This is a genomic window from Candidatus Nanopelagicales bacterium (assembly GCA_030700225.1).
GTDB lineage: Bacteria > Actinomycetota > Actinomycetes > S36-B12.
In genome coordinates, this window is the sequence record JAUYJT010000020.1 from 61710 (window position 1) to 84833 (window position 23124).

Sequence of the window (23124 nt, forward strand, 5' to 3'; positions counted from 1 at the left end):
GCAGCGCCCGCTTCCTTCCGTAACGGGTGCGTTTGTCAGGAACTGGCGCGACACGAGAGAGACTGGTTGGCCCGCGGCGCGCGGCGACCTATGCTGGTATTGCTGATCGTGGACGGAAACACCGGACGAGCCAGCTCACCTTAACTGCCCCGGAGACGCATATGCCTAGGCGACAGCCTCAGTACCAAGGGATTCCGACCGTGATTCACGGCAACGGAGCCGTCGCGCACGTGATGCGGCACGTCTGCGGCGGTGTCATCGGGTACCCCATCACGCCGTCGACTGAGATCTCCGAGCTGTTCGAGGCCGCTCGAGCCAGCGGGAGCGTCAACGTTTGGGGCAAGCGCCCGTTCTTCTTCGAGCCCGAGGGGGAGCACTCCGCCCAAAGCGGCGCTATGGGCGCCGCCATGACCGGCGGCTTGTTCGTGTCCAACGCCTCCTCCGGCCAAGGCCTGCTGTACGCGATGGAGTCCCACTACGTCACGGCCGGCAGGAAGATCGGCGGATTCGTGCTGCAGGTCGCCGCGCGTGTGGTGACGAAGCACTCCTTGAACGTCATGGCGGGGCACGACGACATCTACGCGCTGCTTCCCTCGGGCTACACGATCCTGTTCGGCGCCAATCCGCAGGAGGCCGCTGACCTGGCCGCCATCTCGTACCGAGCGTCCGCCTTGTCGCTGATACCTGTGGCCAACGCGATGGACGGCTTCACGACTAGCCACATGCTCAGCGAGGCCTCGCTGCCCGAGCCCGAACTGCTGCGCGCATACCTGGGTGACCCGGCTGGCCGCGTCCAATGTCCCACCGTCGCCCAAGAAATGCTCTTCGGGGCCAAGGGGCGTGTCTTCCAGCTCAAGCAGTACCTGGAGCGCCACCGGGCCGACTTCGAAGACGTGGACGCCCTCACCTCTTGGCTCGACGCCAACGCCGACCAGGTCGAGTGTGACAACTCCGGCGACCTGATTGGCGAAACGGACGTCTGGGTGCCCGAAGCGCTGCGCGGGCAGTGGCGCCGCCAGTGGGTCAACTCATACGAGAAGGGCACACGCCAGCTCGTTCCGGCCCTCGTCGACGTGAACAACCCAGGTTTGACCGGCCCGGTCCAGAATCAGCCGGATTTCCAGGCTGGCTCTGTCGATCACAGGACTCACTTCGCCAGCGCCGTTCCGGACCTGGTTCGTCAGGCGATGCGCGAGTACTCCGAGCTCTCGGGCCGTGAGTACGCCACCGTCCACACGTATGAGTGCGATGACGCTGATGTCGTCACGGTCGGCCTCGGCTCCATCAGCGACGACGTTCGCGCCGTCCTTCCGCACTTGCGCGAACAAGGCATCAAGGCTGGCCACATCGCGGTCAAGCTGCTCCAGCCCTTCCCGGATGACGAGATCGTGGAAGCGCTCAAGGGCAAGAAGGCCGTGATCGTCCTTGAACGCTCCGACCAGACGGCGCTCACATCACTAGTAGAACAAGCACTGTTCAAGGCTCTCGCCGACCCAGGCCGCTCACAGTCCGACCGCCTCCCCACTATCGAGGCTGTCCCCCGGCTCACAACGGCGATCTTCGGCCTGGGCGGGCACGACGTGCAGCCCCGGCACATCATCGCGGCCTTCAAGCATGTGGCCGATGGCGCTGGCGCTCCGCTGATCTACTTGGGCTCCCAGTTCTTCTCGAAGGACCCGGACCCGCGTCTGGCCGAGATCCAGTCACGATTGCGGGCCGCGTACCCCGAGACCGAGTTGATGGCGCTGGAATCCGAACCCAACCCAGTGCTGCTGCCCCCATCCGCGATGCGCATCCGGTTCCACTCGGTGGGAGGCTACGGCACGATCGCCACCGGCAAGCTGCTCACCGACATCCTCGCGGGCGTCCTCGGGATGCACTCCAAGTCAGCGCCGAAGTACGGGTCGGAGAAGAGCGGCGCTCCCACCAACTACTACATCACGCTGAGCCCCGAGCCTGTTCTCATCAGCAACGCCTCCCTGGAGGATGTCGAAGTCGTCATCTCCCCCGACCACAAGGTTTTCGCGCACACGAACCCGCTGTCCGGGCTCACTGAGGGCGGCACGTTCATTCTCCAGTCGAACGTGTCCGCGGAACAGGCCTGGGCGGGACTTCCCAGCTACGCCCGCAGGACAATCCGCAACAAGAAGATCCGTTTCTTGGTTGTGGACGCGTTCAGCGTGGCCCGCAGTCATGCCCCGACGCCCGATCTCGAGACGCGGATGATGGGCATGGCGTTCATTGGCGCGGTCGTGGCGCACATCGACCGAGTGTCCCGCGGTGCCCCCGCAGAAGATGTCCTGGCGAAGGTGCGCGCTCAGATCCTGAAGAAGTTCGGCTCCAAGGGTGACGCCGTCGTGGAAGGCAACATGGCGGTCATCCGCGACGCCGTGCACGCGACTGAAGTCGTCGACTATGACGCGCCATCCCTCGTCGCGATCGACTCCGAACCAAGGGGCGGCACGGACCTTCGGACTGTGGCCCTATCAGCGTCGATGTGCCCTGGCGCATCCGCCACCAGCGCTCTGTTCGACACGGCCTACTACGACCAGATCGCTGGCAGGTCCTTCCGGGACGGCACCGTCGGGGAGGCTCCTGTGCTTCCCGGCGCTGGGTTGTTCATGCCCGCTGGAAGCGCGATCGACAAGGATAAGGGCCTCTTCCGGCGTGACGTCCCGAGCTTCGACCCAGCGGCGTGCACGGGCTGCATGGAATGCGCCCTCGCATGCCCGGACGCCGCGATTCCGAACCTCGTTCACGACATCGCTGACTTACTGCTAGCGGGGATCGATGAGATCGACACGACCAAACGAGCGCGCGAGGCCTTGCGCAAGCGCGTTCCCGGCTTGGCCGACAGGGTCCGCGAGATCTACCTCGCGGACAGCGCCGACCGGCCGTTCCACGAGGTCGTGGCCGAAGCGGCCGCCGACGGCGGCGCCGAGATCGCGGACGGTGTTGCCAAGCTTGCCGACGTCCTCGCTGCGTTCCCGGTGGCGCGCACGCGGCCCTTCTTCGACGCCCCGGAGAAGGCTGCCCCCGGAACGGGAGGCCTGTATTCGGCCACGATCGACCCCTGGAAGTGCACCGGCTGCCTGGAGTGCGTCGACGTCTGCGGCCCGATCGCGTTGACCGAGCGCGAGCAGGACGACAGCTTCATGGAGACGCTGGAAGACCGGTTCGAGTTCTACACCAAGCTTCCGAACACCCCGGCGCGCTTCCTGGACGGAGCCACCGAGCCGGACGGGGACACCAAGCGCCTGATGCTGGACCGGTCCAACTACTACGCGATCACCGGAGGCCACGGCGCGTGCCGCGGCTGCGGAGAGGTGACCGCCCTGCGGCTCCTGCTCGCGACGAGCCACGCGCTGGGAGAGTCCCGCCGCGCCGCCCACATTCGCGAACTGGAGTCGCTACTGGACGAGCTGCGCGCCAAGCTCGACTCGATCGACGACACCGAGCGTCGCGAGAGGATCACCTCTATCATCGCGACCCTTGAGAAGCGGCTGTTCCTGTTTGAAAGCGGCCCAACGGGAAACGGTCCGTCATCAACCGTGGTCGCGAACTCCACCGGATGCAGCAGCGTCTACGCGTCGACGATGCCCTACAACTGCTACGTGGACCCCTGGGTCAACAGCCTGTTCCAGGACGCCCAGCCTCTCGCGAAGGGAATCTTCGAAGGCGTGGCCTCACAGATCGTCGCCGACGTCGTCGCCCTCCGCCAGGCCGCTTTGGAGCTGGACGACGCCTACGAGCCGGACACGCATCAACGCGAGCTGGAAATGCTCTCGTGGGACCAGTTCACGCCCCGCGAGCTGGCGCTGATGCCGGCCGTCATGACCGTAGGCGGCGATGGCGCGAACTACGACATCGGCTTTGGCGCGATGTCACGCATCCTCGCTAGCGACACCCCGATCAAGATGCTCGTCCTCGACACGGGTGTGTACTCGAACACGGGTGGCCAGGCCGCCACATCGAGCTTCACGGCGCAGGACTCCGACCTGGCTCGGTTCGGCTCGGCTAGCACCGGCAAGCACGAGAGCCGCAAGGAGCTGGCACTGCTCGCGTCGTTCCACCCCAACGTCTTCGTGTGCGCGGCCAGCACGGCTCTTCACGGCCACTACCTGGCGAACGCCGTTGAGATGCTCAACTACACGTCCGGGCCGGCGGTCATGGATGTGTACACACCCTGCGGTCCTGAACACGGCATCCCCGACGCCGCGTCCAACGAGAGATCCCGCCTCGCGGTCGAGAGCCGCATGAATCCGGTGTTCGTCCATGATCCGCGCCGTGGTGACTCCTTGAGCGAGCGGTTCTCTATCGACGGCAACCCTGACCCGGACAAGGACTGGACGACGACCACGCTGGAGCACGTCAACGACGGCGGCGAAGTCCAGCTTCTGGACACGCCGCTCACGCCCGCTCACTTCGCCCTGGGCGAGGTGCGGTTCTCCAAGCAGTTCAGGGACCTGGCCAGCGACGAGGAGAGCACTGCGGCCCCCATCGACGAGTACGTCAGCATGTCAGTGTCTCAGCGGGATCAACGAATCCCGTTCATCTACTCCACGAGCGAGAAGCGACAACTCATCAAGGTCGCCTGCTCCGCGCCGATTGTCGCGCTGGTGGAGGACCGGCGCCGCAACTGGCAGACCCTCCAGTTCTTGTCAGGCGAACACGAGGCCAAGCTGACCGCCCTGCACGAATCCGACCTCCGGGCGCTGCGGGCTCAATACGACGAGGCGACGGCGCTGAGGGAATCATCGCTGGACGACATCGCCCGCGCCATGGCCGAGTTGACAGAGTCAAGCAAGGCACCGGTCAGCCTCGGCGTCCTCGGAATGGGCGTGGCCGCTGCGGGAGCCAGCTCCGCTGCCACCGACTCCACGTCTGAGACCGCGGAGAGACCCGTCTACCTCGACCCCGAGGACCAAGCGCTCTGCAACGACTGCGGCACGTGCTATCAGGAACTACCGCAGATCTTCACCAAGGTGAAGGTCGTCATAGACGGTGAGACTCGCACCGTGGCCCAGATGATCCCCGGCGCCCTGGAGCGCCTGGAGATCACACCACAGATCACGAAGCGCATCGAGAGAGTGCGCGCCAACTGCGACACCGAGATCATCCAGTGAGCACGTCGATCGAGTCGGCCGAGGTTCAGCCCACAGAGTCGCTGAACCTCCGGATGGGGCTGCTCAAGCGGCGGCTCCTACACGATCCCCGAGCCTTTCGTGAGATGTTCCTCGTCGACGGAATCCAGGCCGTGGGCTGGGAGTTTCGCCAGCCTGAGCTCAGCGGCGATTTCGTGCGGACTCTTTGGGCGATACTCCTGCGCGGCGGTGAGGCCAGCGATTTGGTGATGCGCTTCCTTTGGGTCGCGCGGCTCGGCATGAAGCGCAAGTTCGTCAGGGGGATCGAGCGGGAGCTCTCCGACCGCTATCCAATGTTCAACGGGCTTTCGGAAGACTGGCCGGCGGGCAGTCGCATCCCGCCGTATGTCCGCGACCCGGATTCCCGCGCGAGTGACTTCGGGCTCGTCAACCAGGGCTACTTGGGTTACGTCAACGACGGCTACACAGCGCGCGAGGTGGATCTCCTGGTCTGGCTGGAAGCCTTGCGGGACAAGATGTGCGAGGAGAAGCCCTGCGAGATCGGCGTCCTCCTGGAGGGCCGGAAGGAGCCTGACGGCGGCTGCCCGGTCAAGATTCACATCCCCGAGATGCTCGAGCTCGTGGGCACAGGCCGGTTCCGCCAGGCACTGGAGCTGATCGAGTCCGCGAATCCGCTGCCGGACGTCACGGGCCGGGTGTGCCCGCAAGAGCACCAGTGCCAGGGTGTTTGCATCCAGAAGACGCCGATCGAGATCGGCCAGATTGAGTGGTTCCTGCCCCAGCGCCAGAAGCTGGTCGATCCCGAAGGCGACGCCCGCCGATTCGCGGGAGTTCCGGACCCGTGGACTGTCGCGGCCAAACCCCCGGTGGCGATCATCGGCTCAGGACCGGCCGGGTTGATCAACGCGTACTTGCTCGCGGCGGACGGGTTCCCGGTGACCGTGTTCGAGGCCTTCCACGCCCTCGGCGGCGTGCTGCGCTACGGCATTCCGGAGTTCCGCCTGCCCAATGATCTGATCGACGACGTCGTGGGCAAGATCCGGATGCTGGGCGGACGGTTCGTCGAGAACTTCGTCGTCGGCAAGACGGCCACAGTCCAGGACCTGCGGGACGCCGGATTCTGGCGTGTGTTCGTCGGAACCGGCGCGGGCTTGCCCAGGTTCATGAACATCCCGGGCGAGCACTTCCTCAACGTCATGTCCGCCAACGAGTTCCTCACCCGCGTGAACCTCATGCGGGGAGCGAGCGACGAATTCGAGACGCCCCTGCCAGAGATCGACGGCAATCGGGTCCTGATCATCGGTGGCGGGAACACCGCCATGGACGCGGCACGAACCGCGCGTCGACTCGGCGGCCAGGTCACCATCGTGTATCGACGCACGCAAAGCGAGATGCCCGCTCGTGTGGAGGAGATCCACCACGCCCTGGAGGAGGGAATCGCCCTTCAGGTCCTGCGGTCACCTTCGGAGTTCCTCGGCGACGACAAGACCGGGTTCGTCACCGCCGCGAAGCTGGAGGTGATGGAGCTGGGAGAACCCGACGACTCCGGTCGCCGCAGGCCCGTTCCCACAGGAGAAGCGGAGGTCAAGCGCGCGGACCTTGTGATCATGGCTCTGGGCAACGACGCCAACCCGATCATCAAGGACTCCGAGCCCAGGCTGCGCACCACGAAGTGGGGCACGATCGACCTTGAGAATCCCGGATCTCAGGAGACCACGCTGCCCGGTGTCTATTCCGGCGGTGACGCGACCCGAGGCGGCTCCACCGCCATCCTCGCAGCGGGCGACGGCCAGACCGCCGCGCGCGAGATCCTCGGAGCGATCGACCTTCTGCCAGGTGAGATCAGCGGCATGGTGGCCTCTGCCCGGACGTACACCGACCTCGGGGCCTCAGCCCCGGCCATCCTCGCCAAGTCCGACCTGACGGAGGGCATCGCTGAGTTCACGGTCTACGCCCCCCTGGTCGCGGCCTCGGCGAAGGCCGGGCAGTTCGTGCGTGTCCTGCCCTGGGACGAAGGCGAACTGATCCCCCTGACTCTGGCTGACTGGGACGCCAAGGCGGGCACGATCTGCCTGGTCGTGCAGTCGATGGGCACCAGCAGCATCGAGATCAACAAGATGTTGGTCGGCGACTCTTTCACCGGCATCGCCGGGCCGCTTGGCCAACCCAGCGACATCAACCCGCAGCCGGGTGACGCGACGGTCGTCTTCACCGCCGGTGGACTGGGGCTCCCGCCTGCCTACCCGATCATGCGCGAGCACCTGCGGGTCGGCAACCACGTCACTCTCATCTCCGGCTTCCGCAGCCGCGACTTGATGTTCTGGACCGATCCAGACGAGCGCGTAGAGCAGATGCGGGCCGAGTTCGGCGAGCAACTCGATGTCATATACACGACCAACGACGGCTCCCTGGGCGTCCCCGGCTTCGTGACGGGACCATTGGAGGACCTACTCAAGGCCCATAAGCGGGGTGGCGGGCGCCAGGTGGCCGAGGTTGTGGCGATAGGACCCCCGCTGATGATGCGGGCGGTCAGCGACCTGTCCCTCCGGTACGACGTGCCGTGCGTCGCCAGTCTCAACTCGATCATGGTTGACGCGACTGGGATGTGTGGAGCGTGCATGGTGCCGGTCGTCGTCGACGGGAAGCTGGTACGTCGGCACGCCTGCATCGACGGGCCGGAGATAGACGCGCACATCATCGACTGGGACAAGTTCCTGCCGAGGTTCGGGCAGTTCCGATCCCAAGAGGCCAGAAGCCGGGACCGCCACAAGCTTTGATCCAATTTGGCTCTACGGACGGCGAGCGTCAGCGCGAGGCCGACTTGCGGTACCGGGCGATTCCCAGTGGGATGAACACCGCCAGCAGGACCAGGCACGACACAACCGACATCAGGATCGGGTACTGCATGGGGAACGACCCGCCAGCGTCATAGCCAGCGGGAAGGTTCCCGAACAACTCGCGGACCGCGAGAACTACTGACGAGATCGGGTTCCACTCAGCCACAGGCTGCAGCCAGGTCGGCATTGTCTCCAATGGGACAAACGCGTTGGAGATGAATGTCAGGGGGAAGAGCCAGATCAGCCCCGCGGTCTGGGCTATCTCTGGACTGCGCACGCTCATGCCGATGACGGCGCCGATCCACAAGAACGAGTAGGCGAACAGAAACAGCAAAGCGATGCCGGCGACGATATCGGCCACGCTTGAGTGCGTTCGCCACCCTACGAGCAGGCCAGTGATTGCCATGGCGGCGACAGTGACACCCGAGAACGCGAGGTCTGAGACCGTGCGCCCAGCGAGCACCGCACCCTTCGCCATCGGGAGCGACCGGAAGCGGTCGATGATTCCGCGCTGCAGATCCTCAGCCATTGAGATCGTGGTCGTGGCAGACGAGAAAGCGACTGTTTGGACGAAGATCCCGCCCATCAGGAACTCGACATACGACTCGCCTGGGACAGCGATCGCACCGCCGAACACATATGTGAACAGCAGGACGAACATGACGCTCTGGACGATCCCGAACACGATCGAATCCGGAACCCGGAACAGCCGGGTGAGATTGCGTCGGCTGATCGTGAGCGTGTCGCCTATGGCCCCGCTCAGGCGTGAATGCGGGAGGGGCCGGAGGTGCTCAACCTGCTGAGAAACAGTGCTCATGCCACGTCCTCGTCGCCAGCTTCGGTACTCGTCCCCGTCAGGGCCAGGAATGCATCGTCCAGCGTCGGTCGTCGCAGCGCCACGTCAAGCAGCGTGATGTGCCCGTCGTCGAGAGCTCGAATCGCCTCAACCAGCGACTGCGAGCCCCGCCCGACTGCCACGGTGACTTGGCGGGCGTCCGCGTCAACCGTTGGCTCGTCCTGACCGAGAGCGCGCAGGATATCGGCCACCGCCGCAAGCTGGTCCCGCTCCTGGACGACCAGCTCGAGGCGCTCCCCACCGACCTGGGACTTCAGTTCCTCGGACGAGCCCCGCGCGATGACCTTGCCACGATCGATGACCGCGATCTCGTCAGCGAGTACGTCGGCTTCTTCCAGGTACTGCGTCGTAAGCAGCAACGTGGTTCCGTCCCGCACTAACTCGGCGATCACCTCCCACAGAGCCATCCGACTGCGCGGATCGAGACCGCTCGTCGGCTCGTCAAGGAACAGCACCGGAGGCTGGGCCACAAGGGATCCGGCCAAGTCCAGGCGCCGCCGCATCCCGCCTGAGTACCCCTTGACCTGACGGTCGGCAGCGTCAGACAGAGCGAAGCGGTCCAGAAGCGCGTCAGCCCGCTCCCCCGCTCGTCTCTTGCCGAGATGATAAAGGCGGGCGATCATCTTCAGGTTCTCCCGGCCGGTCAGGTACTCATCGACCGCCGCGTACTGCCCGGAAAGCCCGATGCGGCGGCGAACGTCCTCCGCCTGCTTGACGACGTCGAAGCCGGCGACCGACGCGGTTCCCGCCGTTGGCGTCAGGAGCGTTGTCAGGACGCGAACCGCCGTTGTCTTCCCCGCCCCGTTCGGGCCGAGGAGCGCCAGCACCGAACCCTCTGGGACCGTCAGGTCGACGCCGTCGAGCGCGCGGACGTCGCCGCGCCGCGAGCCGAAGACCTTCACGAGTCCCCGAGCCTCAATCGCGTGCATGATCGACATCCTGCCGTAGAAGCCCGAGGCGAGGGGGCAAGATCACGACTCAGGACCAGCGGGCGGCGCGGGCAGCGAGGTCAACGTCCCGGCCCGCGAGTCGGCCGAGTTCATCGCCGACTGCCACAGCGACTCCAGCGGCCCAACCATCTTCGGGAGCCTCCACGATCCGGTCAACCAAGCCAATCTGCATGAGCTCCTGAACGGTGATGCGCTGCGATCCGGCCAATTCCGCCGCGCGATCTGGGGTCCGATACCTGATGACGGACGCTCCCTCCGGCGGCAGCGGCGTAATCCACGCGTCCGGGACGGCCAGAACCCGGTCCGCCGGGACTAGGGCGATCGCCGCTCCCCCCGCTCCTCCCCCGAGCAACAGCGACAGTGTTGGGACTTCGGCCGAGGCCATGTCGGCGAGGCACCGGGCGATCTCCCCTGCCATCGCACCCAGCTCGGCTTCGGCGCTCAGCTCCCCTCCCTGAGTGTCAACTATTGTCACCAGCGGCAGCCGCCACCGCACGGCCAAAGCGATTCCGCGGAGTGCGACCCGCAGGTCCGCCGGACCTATGAGTCTCCCTTCAATCTGAGCGGAGCGGTCCTGGCCGACGACAACACAGCCGACCCCTGCGAATCGCGCTACCGCGAGCACCGTGGCCACGGCCGACTCCCCCGCGCCCGTCCCGGATAGCGTCACGACCCGGTCCGCGGCAGCCGTTAGCTCGTTGACGCCAGGGCGCCGAGGATCGCGCGTGGCTGTGACGCTGGCCCACGCGTCGGGCTGTGCCTCCGCGGTCGCTGCCGGACCAGACCCGCCACCGGCCGCCGCCTCCCCTTCCCGCGAGGACCAGCAGTGAAGAAGATCCGCGACTTTCCCGCGCCACTCCTCGGGACTCGCGACCCCGTCGATCACTCCGGCGGACGCGAGCGCCTCCGACACCTGCACGTCGGCCGGGAACTTCCGACCGTAGATCCCTTCGTAGACGCGAGGGCCGAGGAATCCGATCAGGGCCCCAGGCTGCGCGTACGTCACGTCGCCGAGCGAACCCCATGTGGCGAAGACGCCTCCGGTTGTGGGGTGTCGCAGGTAGACCAGATACGGCAGCCCGGCCCCGCGATGCATACCAACCGCCGCCGCTATCCCGGCCATCATCAGGAAAGCGGGAGTTCCCTCCTGCATCCGCGTCCCACCCGAGATCGGCAGACCTACCACAGGCAGCCCCATTGAGCACGCCCGGTCGAACGCCGCGATGATCCTGACGGCGGCGGACCGGCCGACGGTTCCGGCCAGGAAGTCGAAGTTGCCCGCGATGATCGCGGCGGCGTGACCGTTGATGGTGGCGGAGCCGGTTGTCACGGCCTCGTCGACTCCGGTCGCGCCCCGGGCCGCGTCAAGTTCCGCTCGGTACTCGGGACTGAACCCATGATCCAACGGAGTTTCGTCCCAAGACCGCCAACTACCTTCGTCGGTCAGTACTGCCAGCATCGTGGCCGTCGAAATGCGCTCCATTCCGCCACCTTAGGCATCCAGGCGCCCCGCCCGGCTTGGATTCGGCCGGAACATGGACCCGACGACATCCCCGCTCAGTAGTGGTAACGGACCTGAATGATGATCAGGTCCTCGCCTCTGACCCGGTACACGAGGCGATGTTCACTAGTCACGCGCCTCGACCAATAGTCGGCGAGCTGCTGCGTAAGCGGCTCGGGCTTGCCGATGCCGACAGCTGGGTCGCGAGAACATTCGGCGATCAGCCGATTGATGCGCTTGAGCGTCTTGTCGTCAGCCCACGAGACGTAGTCGTCCCAACCGCTTCGTGTGAAGACGATCCTCATGCCTCGAGCAACTCGTGGCCTTCAGCCTGCCCAGCGTCCGCCTCGGCGATGCTCGCCGCCAGGTGCGCCGCATTGGCCGGGGAGCGCAGGAGGTAGGCGGTTTCCTGCATGGAACGGAACTGTGCCTCGGAGACAAGGAAGGCCGTACCACGCTTGGACAGGATCTCGACCGGTTCCTGGTCGGCATTGACCTGCTCTATTAGCGGGAAGAGCAACCTGCGAGCCTCGCTTGCGGTGACAGCCATGAAATAAACCTCCTTGGTACAAGAAATCGTACCACCCCCAAGGCCCCGTCCCCGGCTTCAGGTGCGCCCGGATGTCAGGATCTTGCCCATGGTTTCGCGCACCCCGCGGACCGCCTCACCGGCCATCGCGCCAGGGGCAGACCGCAAGGCTTCCCCGAGGTCCACGTTGTCCCGCAGATACGCCGCCACCCGCACTGGGTCCAGTCGGTCACGCGCCAGCGACAGCGCGTCGACCTCATCGAGCGTCGCGTCCACTACGCGACCAAGATCCAACCGCCGCAGCGCCAACTCGGTCAGGTCCACCTCATCCAAGCTGGCGTCCACGACACGAGCCAGATCTAGGTGGTCGACAACGAACCCGGTCAGGTCGATCTCGGCGAGGACAGCGCCCACTGTCTCGGGCAACGCCGCCGAGAGGGCCTCGGCGGCTTCATGCTCAGCTTCGGCGCGCAGTCTCGCGCCTCGCTCGGCCAGGGGGCGGGTCACCACACCGACTACCCGCACCGCCGCACCGACAGGCCCGGCCAGAGCCGAAGCTACTGGGTCCTGGGCAACACGAACCGGGGGTCCAGCCAGACTCCTGGCGCCCTGCGACAAGCGTTGGACCATCTCGAGCGCGAGGTCGAGTATCCCCAGGAATACATCCGCCAGTGGCTCAGCCGGAATGGGCGCACCCGGAGCGGACAGCACCCGCGCTTCGCCGGAAGTGAACCTGCCAGCCGTCACAAGCCCCAGCAGCGTGACCCCCATAGTCCGGTGGACCGAACGATGTGGACGGGCTCGCCCGCCTGGCGGATCGCTAGCCACAGATCAGCCCCCCAGCGGTTGTCAGGTCCCGGTGCGAACTACCCAATTCTCCAACACCCAGACTCCCCACCCGCGGGCGCCACCCGCTCCGCGGTCAAGCCAGCCACACCCGCACCGGCACGGACTTGAACGCGGGCGTTCCCGATCGGGGATCGACGTCGTCGGGGACGAGCGAATTGGCCTCCGGGTAGTACATGGCGACGTTGCCCGGGCGGATGCCATCGAAGGCGGCGGCTAGAACGGCCATCTGGCCAACCGAGCTTCGCACGTTGATCGCAGCTTCGTCCGAGATACCGAGCCGCGCGAGGTCATCGGGGTGAATCAGTAGAACGTCACGGCGGCCTATCCCCCGGTAAAGGTCATGGTCTTCGAAAACGACGGTGTTGAACTGACCCTCCGAGCGAATGGTCATAAGACGCATCTCATCGGGTCCACAGGACGCGTCCGGGATGTTGTATGTCTTCAGGATGGCGCGCCCGGACCGCGTTGCGAACTTCGGTTCGTGTCTGACCCGGCCCGGAACCGCGAACTCGCCCCCCTCACCGTCGATGCCGCTGATCGGCGCGTAGCCCGGCACCACATCGGCTATCAGCTCGCGCACGCCGCCGGGATGACGCAGCGCCGCCCAATCCAGGGCGCCGCCCACGCCAGTCGCCAGCGCGGGCATGAGCTGAGCGAGCTGCGACAAGATCACAACCTCGCTGCGCGGACCTGAGTGCCTGGCCGGGCCGCCATCGCTGAGCCGCACGAAACTGAACATCGATTCCTGAGTGGTCTTGTCCGGCTCCTCGTCACGAGGAAGCGCGGGAAGAATCACAGTCCGCTGGCCCGTGCCACGGACATGTCCGGTGTTCATCGACGTGCTCACATGAACCAGCAGGCTCAGCTTGCCCAGGGCCTCGGCGGCCCAGCGAGCATCGGGGCTCGCGCCGTAGAGGTTGCCACCCAGACACACTCCGACCTTCGCCTTCCCGTCGTGGGCGGCCCGAATGCTGGCGATCGTGTCCCAGCCCGGCTCGGTTGGCAGGGTCAGTCCGTACTTGTTGGTCAGGGCTCGCGCAGCCGCGTCATTGAGCCGCGAACTCACTCCCATCGAACCAACGCCTTGAACATTGCTCTGCCCGCGCAGTGGCAGCAATCCGGCGTGACGGCGACCGACCATGCCTCGCAGGAGGGCGAGATTGGCGATAGCCTCCACGTTGGCCACGCCGTTGGCGTGATGAGTAATCCCCATGGTCCAGCAGAAAACCACGTTCTTCGCGTCCGCGTACCTGCCGGCGATCGTGTCCATCCGCGCCCTGGTGACTCCAGACGCGGCTTCGAGCGTTGGCCAGTCCTGGTCGGCCAAATGGGACATCAACTCCGGCCAGCCATCGCAGTGCGCGGCGAGGAACTCCTGGTCATGGCCGCCGATCTCCACGACCCGCTTGGCGATGCCCGTCAGCAAGGCCAGGTCGCCCCCGATATTCGGCTGTACATACTCCGATGCGATCCGCGTTCCCGTCAGCAAACTCGCCGGATCGCTGGGAACACGGAAGCGCACGAGCCCCGATTCCACAATCGGATTGATCACGACAACATGACCCTCGCGGCGGCGCACCCGCTTCAACGTGTTCATCAGTCGCGGGTGATTGCTTGCTGGATTCCCCCCGATCACGAACACCAGATCGGCGTGCTCCACGTCGTCTAACTCGACAGTGGCCGTAGCGGTCCCGAGCATCCCGGTCATCCCAACGCCGCTCGCCTGATGGCAGTAAGAGCTGCAGTTGCTGACGTTGTTCGTTCCGTAGCAACGGGCAAGAAGCTGGATCAGGAATCCGGCCTCATTCGAGGCGCGCCCGCTCGCGTACCAGAACGTTTCGTCCGGCGCGGTCCCGCCCAGCTCGTCAGCGATGAGACCCAAGGCGTCATCCCAGCCCACTGATTCGTAATGATCCGAGCCTTCCGGCAGAAACACAGGCGTGGTCAGTCGTCCCAAGGCCTGCATCTGTAACGGCGAGTATTGACGCATCTTCGACACGCTCGTGGCGGGCCAGAAGGAATCGGGAATCGACGTTCGCATGTCCCCGGCCTGCGCCTGGAACGCCTTCTTGCATACCTCGGGGAAATGGCCCACTTCGTTGACCATGCCGCCTTCTTGGCCACCCATGCCAAGGGCGCAGGTCTTGCAGGTGTTCTTGCTTCGCAGCGCCCGCCACATCTGCCTGTAGCCGCCACTGGCACGGGCGGCCTTGAGCGAATAGAGAATCGCGGGCAGACCGCCGCCCCCAGCCACTGAGCGACCGTGAACCGGCGCCGCGGAAGACTCGACCACGAAGTCGACGGTACCGAGGTCGGCTGGCTCGCGCGCGCTCGGCGGGGCGACCGCCCTAGGGTGAGAATCATGGCGTCATCGACCGACATCCCTACAGCGGACCCGCTACTGCCCCGATCCCCGCTACTGTCGCGAATCCGCGAGTCAGTGATAGGCGACGACCAAGTGATGCCAGGCCCGTACGGGCCGAGGCGTATCACCTATGCCGACTACACCGCCAGCGGCCGTGCGCTTACGTTCATCGAGGATTTCATCCGCACGGAAGTGCTGCCCAGGTACGCCAACACGCACACCGAGAGCAGCGGCACCGGCCTGCAAACCACCAGACTGCGGGAGGATGCCAGGCGTCTTGTCGCCGAAGGCGTTGGGGCCAACGACGACTACGCGGTTATCTTCGCCGGAGCGGGAACGACGGGCGCGATCGACAAACTAGTCGGGATGCTCAACCTTCGGCTACCAGCGGACCTGAATGCTCGGTATCACCTTTCAGACGCCATCCCGGCCGCCGAGCGACCCGTGGTGTTCATCGGACCTTACGAGCACCACAGCAACGAACTTCCGTGGCGCGAATCCATCGCCGACGTCGTCCCGATCCCTGAGGATCCTGACGGACGCATCGACATGTCCGCTCTTGAGGTAGCTCTCGTCCGGCACGCCGACCGTCCGTTGCGGATCGGGTCCTTCAGCGCCGCCAGCAACGTCACCGGCATCGTCTCGGACATCCCAGGGATCACCGCGAAACTGCACGAACACGGCGCGCTGTCGTTCTGGGATTTCGCTGCGGCTGCCCCCTACGTCGACATCTCGGTCGCCCCCGGCAACGACCCGGCGCTGGCGGTGGACGCGATCTTCTTCTCGCCGCACAAGTTCATCGGCGGCCCAGAGACCCCCGGTGTTCTCGTTGCCCGCAAAGCTCTGTTGACCAATTCGGTGCCCGATGTCGTCGGCGGGGGATCGGTGCTGTTCGTGAACTCCGATGATCACGTGTATCTGTCCGACGTCGTCCAGCGCGAGGAAGCCGGCACACCGGCGATAGTCGAAGCCATCCGCGCGGGGCTCGTCATGCAACTGAAGGCCGCAGTGGGTGTCGACACGATACGCGCGCGTGAGAACGACTTCGTCCGGCGTGCCATGACCGCTTGGAGTGCTCACCCGGCTATCGAAATTCTGGGCAATCAGAAGGCTGAGCGGATCTCGATCGTGTCATTCGCGATTCACACGGAAAACGGGTATCTGCATCACAACGCCGCCGTCGCGATGCTCAACGATCTCTTCGGAATCCAATCCCGGGGAGGCTGTTCCTGCGCCGGGCCTTACGGACACCGGCTCCTCGGAATCGACATCGAAGCCAGCCGGGAGTTCGAGAATGAGGTCAAGCTTGGCTGCGAGGGGATCAAGCCAGGATGGGTCCGCGTCAACTTCAACTACTTCATCTCCGAAGTGGTCTTCCGCTACATAGTGGAAGCGGTTCAGCTCGTGGCCGAGAACGGTTGGCGGATTCTCGGCGACTACGCGTTCGATCCGCTCACCGGTCTGTGGCGGCACCGCGAGGGCCCGGCGGAACCGCCGCTACGACTCAGCCAGCTCACCTACGACACCGACGGCCGCCTGACCTACCCACACCACGACGACTTGGCCGATGAATCGGCTCTGGCTGGCTACCTTGAGCGAGGACGCCAAATCCTGGCCGACGCGGTTCCAAGCACCGAACCGACCAGCGACTCAGAGCTGGTCGCGGCCGGGCTCGTGAGGGAAGACTTCGATCAGTTGCGGTGGTTCGATCTGCCGCCGGTGTGTCTGCGGCCTTGACCACGCCGATCGCCGGACCGGACGAGCGAGCGCCTCGAGCCGGGCCTAGAGCCGACAGGCGGTGATCTTCGTTACCAGTATTCCCCGCCCACCCAAGTCCGCCAGGCGATCCATGACCTGGTGCACGTCCCGCTTCAACACGACCGCCCGCACCGCCGCCCAGCCCTGCTCACGAAGCGGCGAGACCGTCGGCGATTCCAGCCCCGGCGTCAGCTCGCAGGCGACCTCGACGCGATCCAGCGGGATGTCGTAGTCGACGAGCACGTAGGCCCTGGCGGTGAGCACTCCCTGCAGTCGGCGCACGAACACTTCCGCGTCTGGTGACAGTGTCGCTCCGGTGCGCCCGACCAGCAGTGCTTCGCTTCGCAGGATCGGCTCGCCAACTGTCTCCAGGCCCGCTGCGCGCAAAGTGCTGCCCGTGTCTACGACGTCCGCTATGGCGTCAGCCACACCGAGAGCTACAGCGTTCTCCACCGCTCCGTCCAGATGGACGACAGACGCCTCGATACCCTCCCGGCTTAGGAAATCTGCCAGGACTCGCGGGTACGACGTGGCGATCCGGAACCCGGAGAAGTCGCCGATCTGGCCGACGCGCCCCACGGGAGCGGCCAGGCGGAATGTTGACGGCGCGAATCCCAGGGCGAGCCGCTCATCCACGGGCGCCCCGGAGTCCCGGAGCATGTCGCGTCCCGTGATTCCCAGGTCCAGCGTCCCGGTGCCGACATACGTGGCGATGTCCCTGGGGCGCAGGAGGAAGAACTCGACGTTGTTCTGCTCGTCGGTCACGACTAGCTCCCGCGGGCCGCGCGCCACTGAGTAGCCGGCCTCAGCGATCACGGCCTTGGCGGGCTCGGCGAGCTGGCCCTTGTTAGGCAGAGCGACTCGTAGCATTCGTATCCTCCTCGCCGCTACAGGTAGCGGTACACGTCTTCCAGCCCGATCCCAGCGGCCAGCATGAGGACCTGGCAGTGGTACAGCAACTGGGCCAGTTCCTCGGCGGTTCGCTCAGGCCCCTCGTGCTCGGCGGCCATCCATGTCTCGGAGGCCTCTTCGACAATCTTCTTTCCGACACCGTGGACGCCCGAGTCCAGCAACGCCACAGTTGCCGACCCAGTCGGCCTTTGGGCGGCTCTGCTCTGCAGCTCGGCGAAAAGCTCCTCGAATGACTTCATGACAGGCTCCTGATCACGAGAATCCGGCTGACCGTTGTACGCGCGGCATGCGGCGCAGGCCCAGCACCGTCGCCACGGCGGCATCGAAGGCCTCGGCGCCCTTGTCCCCGCTGCTGCCCGGGAGTCCTGCCCGGTCAAGCGCCTGTTCGACATCGTCGCACGTCAGGACTCCGAAACCGACTGGGACGCCCGCGGAGACGCTGACGCGCATCAACCCCGAGGACACGCTGGAACATACATAGTCGAAGTGCGGCGTGCCTCCCCGGATCACGGCTCCTAGTACGACGACCGCGTCGAAACCCGCGTCGGCAGCCCTCCTGGCAGCCACCGGAAGCTCGAACGCCCCCGGCACGCGGATCACGAAAGGCTCGACGCCACATCGTTCCGCGGCTCTCAACGCCCCAGCCAGTAGGCCCTCCATGACGTCCGGGTGCCAGGACGCGCCAATGACGGCGACGGTCACGTCGCTCGCGTCCACCCGCAACTCTTTCGGTCTGGGGCCGGTCATGCCACTCCCCCAGCGTCGCCTGTGTCTTCGGGTTCGCCTGTCCGCCCGGATTCGAGGCCCACGAACTGGTGGCCCATCCGGTCGCGCTTGGTCGTCAGGTAAGACTCGTTCAAGTCATTGACACCCACGACCAAGGGGATTCGGTCGATGATCGACAGACCATGACCTTCAAGGCCGGCGCGCTTCGCCGGGTTGTTGGTGAGCAAACGCAGGGTCTTGACGCCCAGGTTCACCAGGATCTGCGCTCCGGTTCCGTATTCGCGAGAATCCACTGGCAAACCCAGGTCAAGATTCGCGTCAACGGTGTCCCGACCCGACTCCTGCAGGCTGTAGGCGTGCAGTTTCTGAAGCAACCCGATGCCGCGACCCTCATGCCCGCGCAGGTACAACACGACGCCACGACCCTGAAGCGCGACGGCTTCCAATGCCGCGTGGAGCTGCGGCCCGCAGTCGCAACGCAACGACCCGAGGACGTCGCCGGTCAAGCACTCCGAATGAACGCGCACTAGTACGTCCTCGCCATCCGCGATGTCCCCCATGACCAGGGCGACGTGCTCCCATCCATCGACGGTCGACCGGAATCCGACCGCTCGGAACTCCCCGAACCGTGTCGGCAGCGACGTCTCGATGACTCGCTCGATCTGGCACTCGTTGCGACGCACATATGCGATCAAGTCAGCGATCGAGATCATCGTCAGGCCGTTGTCGTCCGCGAATTCCCGGCAGGCCCGGGAGCGCATCATCGTGCCATCGTCGTTGACCAGCTCACAGATGGCCCCGACGCCGGTGTAACCCGCCAATCTCGCTAGGTCGACGGCGGCCTCTGTGTGGCCCGCTCGCCGCAGCACGCCTCCGGGCACGGCCCTTAGCGGGAACACGTGGCCAGGGCGCGTCAACTCCCACGGCTCGGTTGCCGAGTCAGCCAGGACTCGCAGCGTGTGAGCGCGGTCCAAAGCCGAGATCCCCGTTGAGATCCCATCGCGTGCGTCCACCGACACGGAGTAGGCCGTCTGCTTGCGGTCCTGGTTCACCGACGTCATCGGCGGCAGATCGAGCCGGTCCAGGATCGTGGTCGGCATCGGGGCGCAGATCACTCCGGATGTGTGCCTGATCACGAACGCCAACAGTTCCGGTGTTGCCTTGGACGCGGCGAAGATCAGATCGCCTTCGTTCTCGCGGTCCGCGTCATCCACAACTACCACGGGGCGACCGGCCGTGATCGCGTCGACCGCGGCGGACACGGGGTCTAGCCGGACTTCATCTTCCTGACTCGCCGCGACCGGCGTGCCGTGACGGCCACGCCGACCCGTATCGGCGCCGGGCTTGGCTTTGGCTTTGGCGTCGGCCGACAGCAGTCGGTCAGCGGGGATCAAGTGAGGTCCGCGGTTAGCCGCTCAACGTATTTCGCGATCACGTCGACCTCCAGGTTCACCTTGTCGCCAACGGCCAGCCCCCCGAGTGTGGTCTGCGCCAGCGTCGTGGGAATCAACGACACCGAGAACCAGTGTCCGCCATGATCCGCGCCGATTCCAACAACGGTCAGCGAAACTCCATCGACCGCGACAGAGCCCTTCTCGACCAGGTACGACTCGGTGCCCTGTGGCAAGGCGAACCGGAACGTGTCCCAGCGCTCGGACCTGTCGCGCCGAACCACTAATGCGACGCCGTCAACGTGACCCTGCACGATGTGCCCGCCCAACCGCGTAGCGGGTGTCACGGCACGCTCCAGGTTCACCGGATCTCCGAGCCGCAGCAGGCCGAGCTTGGTCCGCGAGAGCGTTTCGGGCATTACGTCGACGACGAAGGCTGTGTCCGAGATCGCCGCGACCGTCAAGCAGACCCCTGATACGCAGATCGAATCACCCAACGCAGTCCCGGCGACCACTCGCTGGGCTGCGATCGACATGCGCATTCCTTCACCGGCGGCATCGAGCGCGTCGACCCGGCCAACTTCCTCCACGATTCCGGTGAACATCTCAGATCCTCGCTCCCGGCGACAACGGCAACAGGTCTAGCCGAACATCATCTCCGACGCGCGCGACGGCGGACAGCTCGAACCTGCGCGCCCCGTCAACCGACCCGATCCCCAGGTCTGCAATCGCTCCAGGTCCGGAACCAAGCAGAGCGGGGGCTGCGTACCAAACGACGCGGTCCACGACACCGGCGCGCAAGAAGGCTGTCGCCAGGGTGGGGCCACCTTCGAGCAGCAGGTGGTGGACATCCAGCGCATACAGCTCACTCAAAGCCTCGGCTGGCTCGCGGGTTCTCAGCCGCAGGAATCCCTCCGTTTCACGGATCCGAGCAGCGGCTGGCACCGAGCGTTGACCCATCACCGCTCGTAGAGGCTGACGTTTGGCGCTCCCGCCTCGCGGCCGTGCAGATAACCGGGGATCGTCCGCCAGAAGCGTGCCTGTGCCGATCAGTACAGCGTCAGCTTCAGCCCTGAGCTGGTGAACCTCCTCGCGGGATTCGGGGCCGCTGATCCAGCGGCTGGACCCGTCCCGCGCGGCTACCCGCCCGTCCAAAGTGGCCGCGGTCTTCCACGTGACGAACGGGCGCCCGCTTGACATGGCGAAGGTCCAGTGCGGGTTGACGGCCGCCGACTCCTCTGCCATCAGGCCACCCTCGACGGCGACACCGGCGTCTCTCAGGCGGTCGGCGCCTCCGGATGCTGCAGGATTCGGATCGGCCTGGGCGAAGACGACGCGCGAAACATCTGCCTCGATCAAGGCCGCCGAGCACGGCCCGGTGCGCCCGTGATGATCACAGGGCTCCAGCGACACGACGGCAGTCGCTCCCCGGGAGCGTTGACCGGCTGCTCGCAAAGCCACAACCTCGGCGTGCGGGCCACCCGCGCCTTCATGCCAGCCCTCCGAGACAACGCATCCGTCGCCGTCCAGAATCACGCAGCCGACCCTTGGGTTAGGGCGCGTGTCGGGGGAATTGGCCGCGAGTTCGATCGCACGGCGCAGCGCGGCCTTCTCATCCACGGTCCCATTCTCGCAGCGTTTAGCCAGATGGTGGCTACGTGGTGGCCGCACGCTCCGCGATGGCACGCAGCTCACGGATCGCGCGGTCCGGATCGTTTGACCCGAAGACGGCGCTGCCAGCGACGAACACATCCGCCCCAGCCTCAGCACAGGCTCCGATCGTGTCCGCGGAAACTCCACCGTCGACCTGCAGCCACACATTCGAGCCCTTGATCAACTGGCTGGCCCGGCGAATCTTGGGAACCACAGCGTCGAGAAACGCCTGGCCACCGAAACCCGGCTCCACGGTCATGAGCAACAGCATGTCGATCTCAGGCAGCAGGTCAGCGTACTGCTCGACGGCGGTGGCCGGCTTCAACGCCAGGCCGGCACGTGCTCCCACAGCCCGCAGCTCACGCGCCAGCCGGATCGGCGCGCGCACTGCCTCAGCGTGGAACGTCACCATGCCCGCCCCGGCTTCGGCGTAGGCGACGGCCCAACGATCTGGATCCTCGATCATCAGGTGGCAGTCCACGGGAGTATCCACGTGCTTCAGCAACGCTCTTACGATCGGCAGCCCGATAGTCAGGTTCGGCACGAAGTGGTTATCCATCACGTCCACGTGCAGCCAATCGGACGCTGACTCGACTCGTCGGCACTCCTCGGCCAGGACGGCGAAGTCGCAAGACAGAATGCTTGGCGAGATCTGAACAGCCACGTTCGGCAGGCTACTACCACGGCGCGCAGTTCCCCGTATCCGCTACTCCAGTAGTGGCGGTGGGGGTTTGTCGGTGATGGTGATTCCGGCTGGGGGTACCTCCCGCCGCGAAGCGGTGGGGGAGCGTCCGCCATGTCCAGCCGCTCGCTGCTACTTCGGAGTCTTGCCCGGTCTTGGGGTCGAGGCCTGGGTCTAGGTCCCATCCGTGGTGGGTCTTCAAGCCGTGATGCCTCCGACACAACGGCCCCAGATTCTCCGCTGTGGTAGCCCCCTTGGGCCATGGGACGGCGTGATCAAGATCGCAAGCCTGGGAGCGGCGGCGACACCTCCCCCACCGCTTCGCGGCGGGCGGTACCCCCCGGATGGCGGCAATACGGTTCGCGGGCCCGAACCAACCGAGCCAACGCCGCACCCGGGGTATACGTTCGAGAACCAGTCGCCGTCACTGTCGACGACGCGGCATCCACGATCCAGGCCCTCCACTTGCCGTCGGCGGCCAGCTCACGAGCCACAGCGGCCGGGACCGGACCCAAACCAGTCACCTCGCCAGGGTCCTCGGCCAGTCCCAGTAGCGTGTCCAAGCCAACGACGACGTTGACCTCAACACCGGTGGCGGCGGAACCGGCGGCGGGGGAGCCTGTGGGGGCGCTTGTGGGGTTGTTCAGGATTAGGTCGGTGAGGGTGTCGGCGCGGATCTGATCTATGCGACGCCCGGTGCCGTCACTGGACATGCCTTTGGCGATCGCGGTTAGGCGCCGCCAGATCCTGCCGCCTTCCTCCTGGGGCAGTAGGGCGAGTAGTTCACACATGCCGTCTTGTTCATCGCGCAGCTCCACGCGGCGGTCCTGGCGGGCCCTCAAGCGGGCCTCCTCCAGCAGAGGCGGCGCGAGATTGTGTTTGATCCCCTTCGCGGTGCGGCGCACCTCCGCGCAAGTCCACACCCGGGAACCAGCCAGCCACCGCTTCTGGACCCGCCCAGCCACAGCGGCGGTCACCTCCAAGGCGGCCTCAACGTCCAGATTCGCCAC

The 23124-nt window shown here is 65.7% G+C and carries 18 protein-coding genes; 3 read left to right on the forward strand and 15 right to left on the reverse strand.

Annotated elements, in window-relative coordinates:
* The first annotated feature begins 161 nt into the window (after positions 1-161).
* Positions 162-5126, forward strand: coding sequence for a 2-oxoacid:acceptor oxidoreductase family protein (locus Q8P38_02695; protein ID MDP4013521.1), 4965 nt, complete (start codon positions 162-164; stop codon positions 5124-5126).
* Complete coding sequence (locus Q8P38_02700) at positions 5123-7882, forward strand: sulfide/dihydroorotate dehydrogenase-like FAD/NAD-binding protein (protein MDP4013522.1); 2760 nt, start codon at positions 5123-5125, stop codon at positions 7880-7882. Before Q8P38_02695 ends, Q8P38_02700 begins: the two co-directional genes overlap by 4 nt.
* Before the next feature lie 28 nt (positions 7883-7910).
* Here Q8P38_02700 and Q8P38_02705 read toward each other — a convergent pair whose 3' ends face one another.
* From Q8P38_02705 to Q8P38_02735, 7 genes are all read right to left on the reverse strand, one after another.
* Positions 7911-8759 (reverse strand): ABC transporter permease, encoded by an 849-nt coding sequence (locus Q8P38_02705; GenBank protein MDP4013523.1) that lies wholly within the window; start codon positions 8757-8759, stop codon positions 7911-7913.
* Positions 8756-9727: an ATP-binding cassette domain-containing protein gene (locus Q8P38_02710; protein MDP4013524.1), complete on the reverse strand. Its 972-nt coding sequence runs from the start codon at positions 9725-9727 to the stop codon at positions 8756-8758. Before Q8P38_02710 ends, Q8P38_02705 begins: the two co-directional genes overlap by 4 nt.
* 49 nt (positions 9728-9776) lie before the next feature.
* The gene (locus tag Q8P38_02715) at positions 9777-11231 is read right to left on the reverse strand and encodes a carboxyl transferase domain-containing protein (GenBank protein ID MDP4013525.1); all 1455 of its coding nucleotides are present in this window, start codon (positions 11229-11231) and stop codon (positions 9777-9779) included.
* Between the two features lie 74 nt (positions 11232-11305).
* Positions 11306-11554 (reverse strand): Txe/YoeB family addiction module toxin, encoded by a 249-nt coding sequence (locus Q8P38_02720; protein ID MDP4013526.1) that lies wholly within the window; start codon positions 11552-11554, stop codon positions 11306-11308.
* Positions 11551-11799, reverse strand: a complete 249-nt coding sequence (locus tag Q8P38_02725; GenBank protein MDP4013527.1) for a type II toxin-antitoxin system prevent-host-death family antitoxin — start codon at positions 11797-11799, stop codon at positions 11551-11553. The genes Q8P38_02720 and Q8P38_02725 overlap by 4 nt, the downstream gene beginning before the upstream one ends.
* Positions 11800-11856: 57 nt before the next feature.
* Positions 11857-12549, reverse strand: coding sequence for a hypothetical protein (locus Q8P38_02730; GenBank protein ID MDP4013528.1), 693 nt, complete (start codon positions 12547-12549; stop codon positions 11857-11859).
* A gap of 151 nt (positions 12550-12700) precedes the next feature.
* Positions 12701-14920: an FdhF/YdeP family oxidoreductase gene (locus Q8P38_02735; GenBank protein ID MDP4013529.1), complete on the reverse strand. Its 2220-nt coding sequence runs from the start codon at positions 14918-14920 to the stop codon at positions 12701-12703.
* 69 nt (positions 14921-14989) lie between these two features.
* Between Q8P38_02735 and Q8P38_02740 the strand changes: the two genes are divergently transcribed.
* Positions 14990-16729: an aminotransferase class V-fold PLP-dependent enzyme gene (locus Q8P38_02740; protein MDP4013530.1), complete on the forward strand. Its 1740-nt coding sequence runs from the start codon at positions 14990-14992 to the stop codon at positions 16727-16729.
* A gap of 45 nt (positions 16730-16774) precedes the next feature.
* On the opposite strand, the gene hisG is transcribed toward Q8P38_02740, so the two are convergent.
* The 8 genes from hisG to Q8P38_02780 form a co-directional block, all read right to left on the reverse strand.
* On the reverse strand, positions 16775-17620 hold the full coding sequence (gene hisG, locus Q8P38_02745; protein MDP4013531.1) for an ATP phosphoribosyltransferase: 846 nt from the start codon (positions 17618-17620) through the stop codon (positions 16775-16777).
* Positions 17621-17637: 17 nt separating this feature from the next.
* Positions 17638-17901: a phosphoribosyl-ATP diphosphatase gene (locus tag Q8P38_02750; GenBank protein MDP4013532.1), complete on the reverse strand. Its 264-nt coding sequence runs from the start codon at positions 17899-17901 to the stop codon at positions 17638-17640.
* Positions 17902-17914: 13 nt separating this feature from the next.
* Positions 17915-18409 (reverse strand): 6,7-dimethyl-8-ribityllumazine synthase, encoded by a 495-nt coding sequence (gene ribH / locus Q8P38_02755; protein ID MDP4013533.1) that lies wholly within the window; start codon positions 18407-18409, stop codon positions 17915-17917.
* Positions 18406-19782, reverse strand: coding sequence for a bifunctional 3,4-dihydroxy-2-butanone-4-phosphate synthase/GTP cyclohydrolase II (locus Q8P38_02760; GenBank protein MDP4013534.1), 1377 nt, complete (start codon positions 19780-19782; stop codon positions 18406-18408). Before Q8P38_02760 ends, ribH begins: the two co-directional genes overlap by 4 nt.
* Positions 19779-20384 carry a riboflavin synthase gene (locus Q8P38_02765; GenBank protein MDP4013535.1) on the reverse strand — a complete coding sequence of 202 codons (606 nt, stop codon included), beginning with the start codon at positions 20382-20384 and terminating at the stop codon, positions 19779-19781. Before Q8P38_02765 ends, Q8P38_02760 begins: the two co-directional genes overlap by 4 nt.
* A 1-nt stretch (position 20385) precedes the next feature.
* Complete coding sequence (gene ribD, locus Q8P38_02770; protein ID MDP4013536.1) at positions 20386-21399, reverse strand: bifunctional diaminohydroxyphosphoribosylaminopyrimidine deaminase/5-amino-6-(5-phosphoribosylamino)uracil reductase RibD; 1014 nt, start codon at positions 21397-21399, stop codon at positions 20386-20388.
* A gap of 34 nt (positions 21400-21433) precedes the next feature.
* Positions 21434-22096: a ribulose-phosphate 3-epimerase gene (gene rpe, locus Q8P38_02775; GenBank protein ID MDP4013537.1), complete on the reverse strand. Its 663-nt coding sequence runs from the start codon at positions 22094-22096 to the stop codon at positions 21434-21436.
* 293 nt (positions 22097-22389) lie between these two features.
* The coding region (locus Q8P38_02780; protein MDP4013538.1) for a DUF222 domain-containing protein at positions 22390-23124 on the reverse strand (735 nt) is incomplete at its 5' end.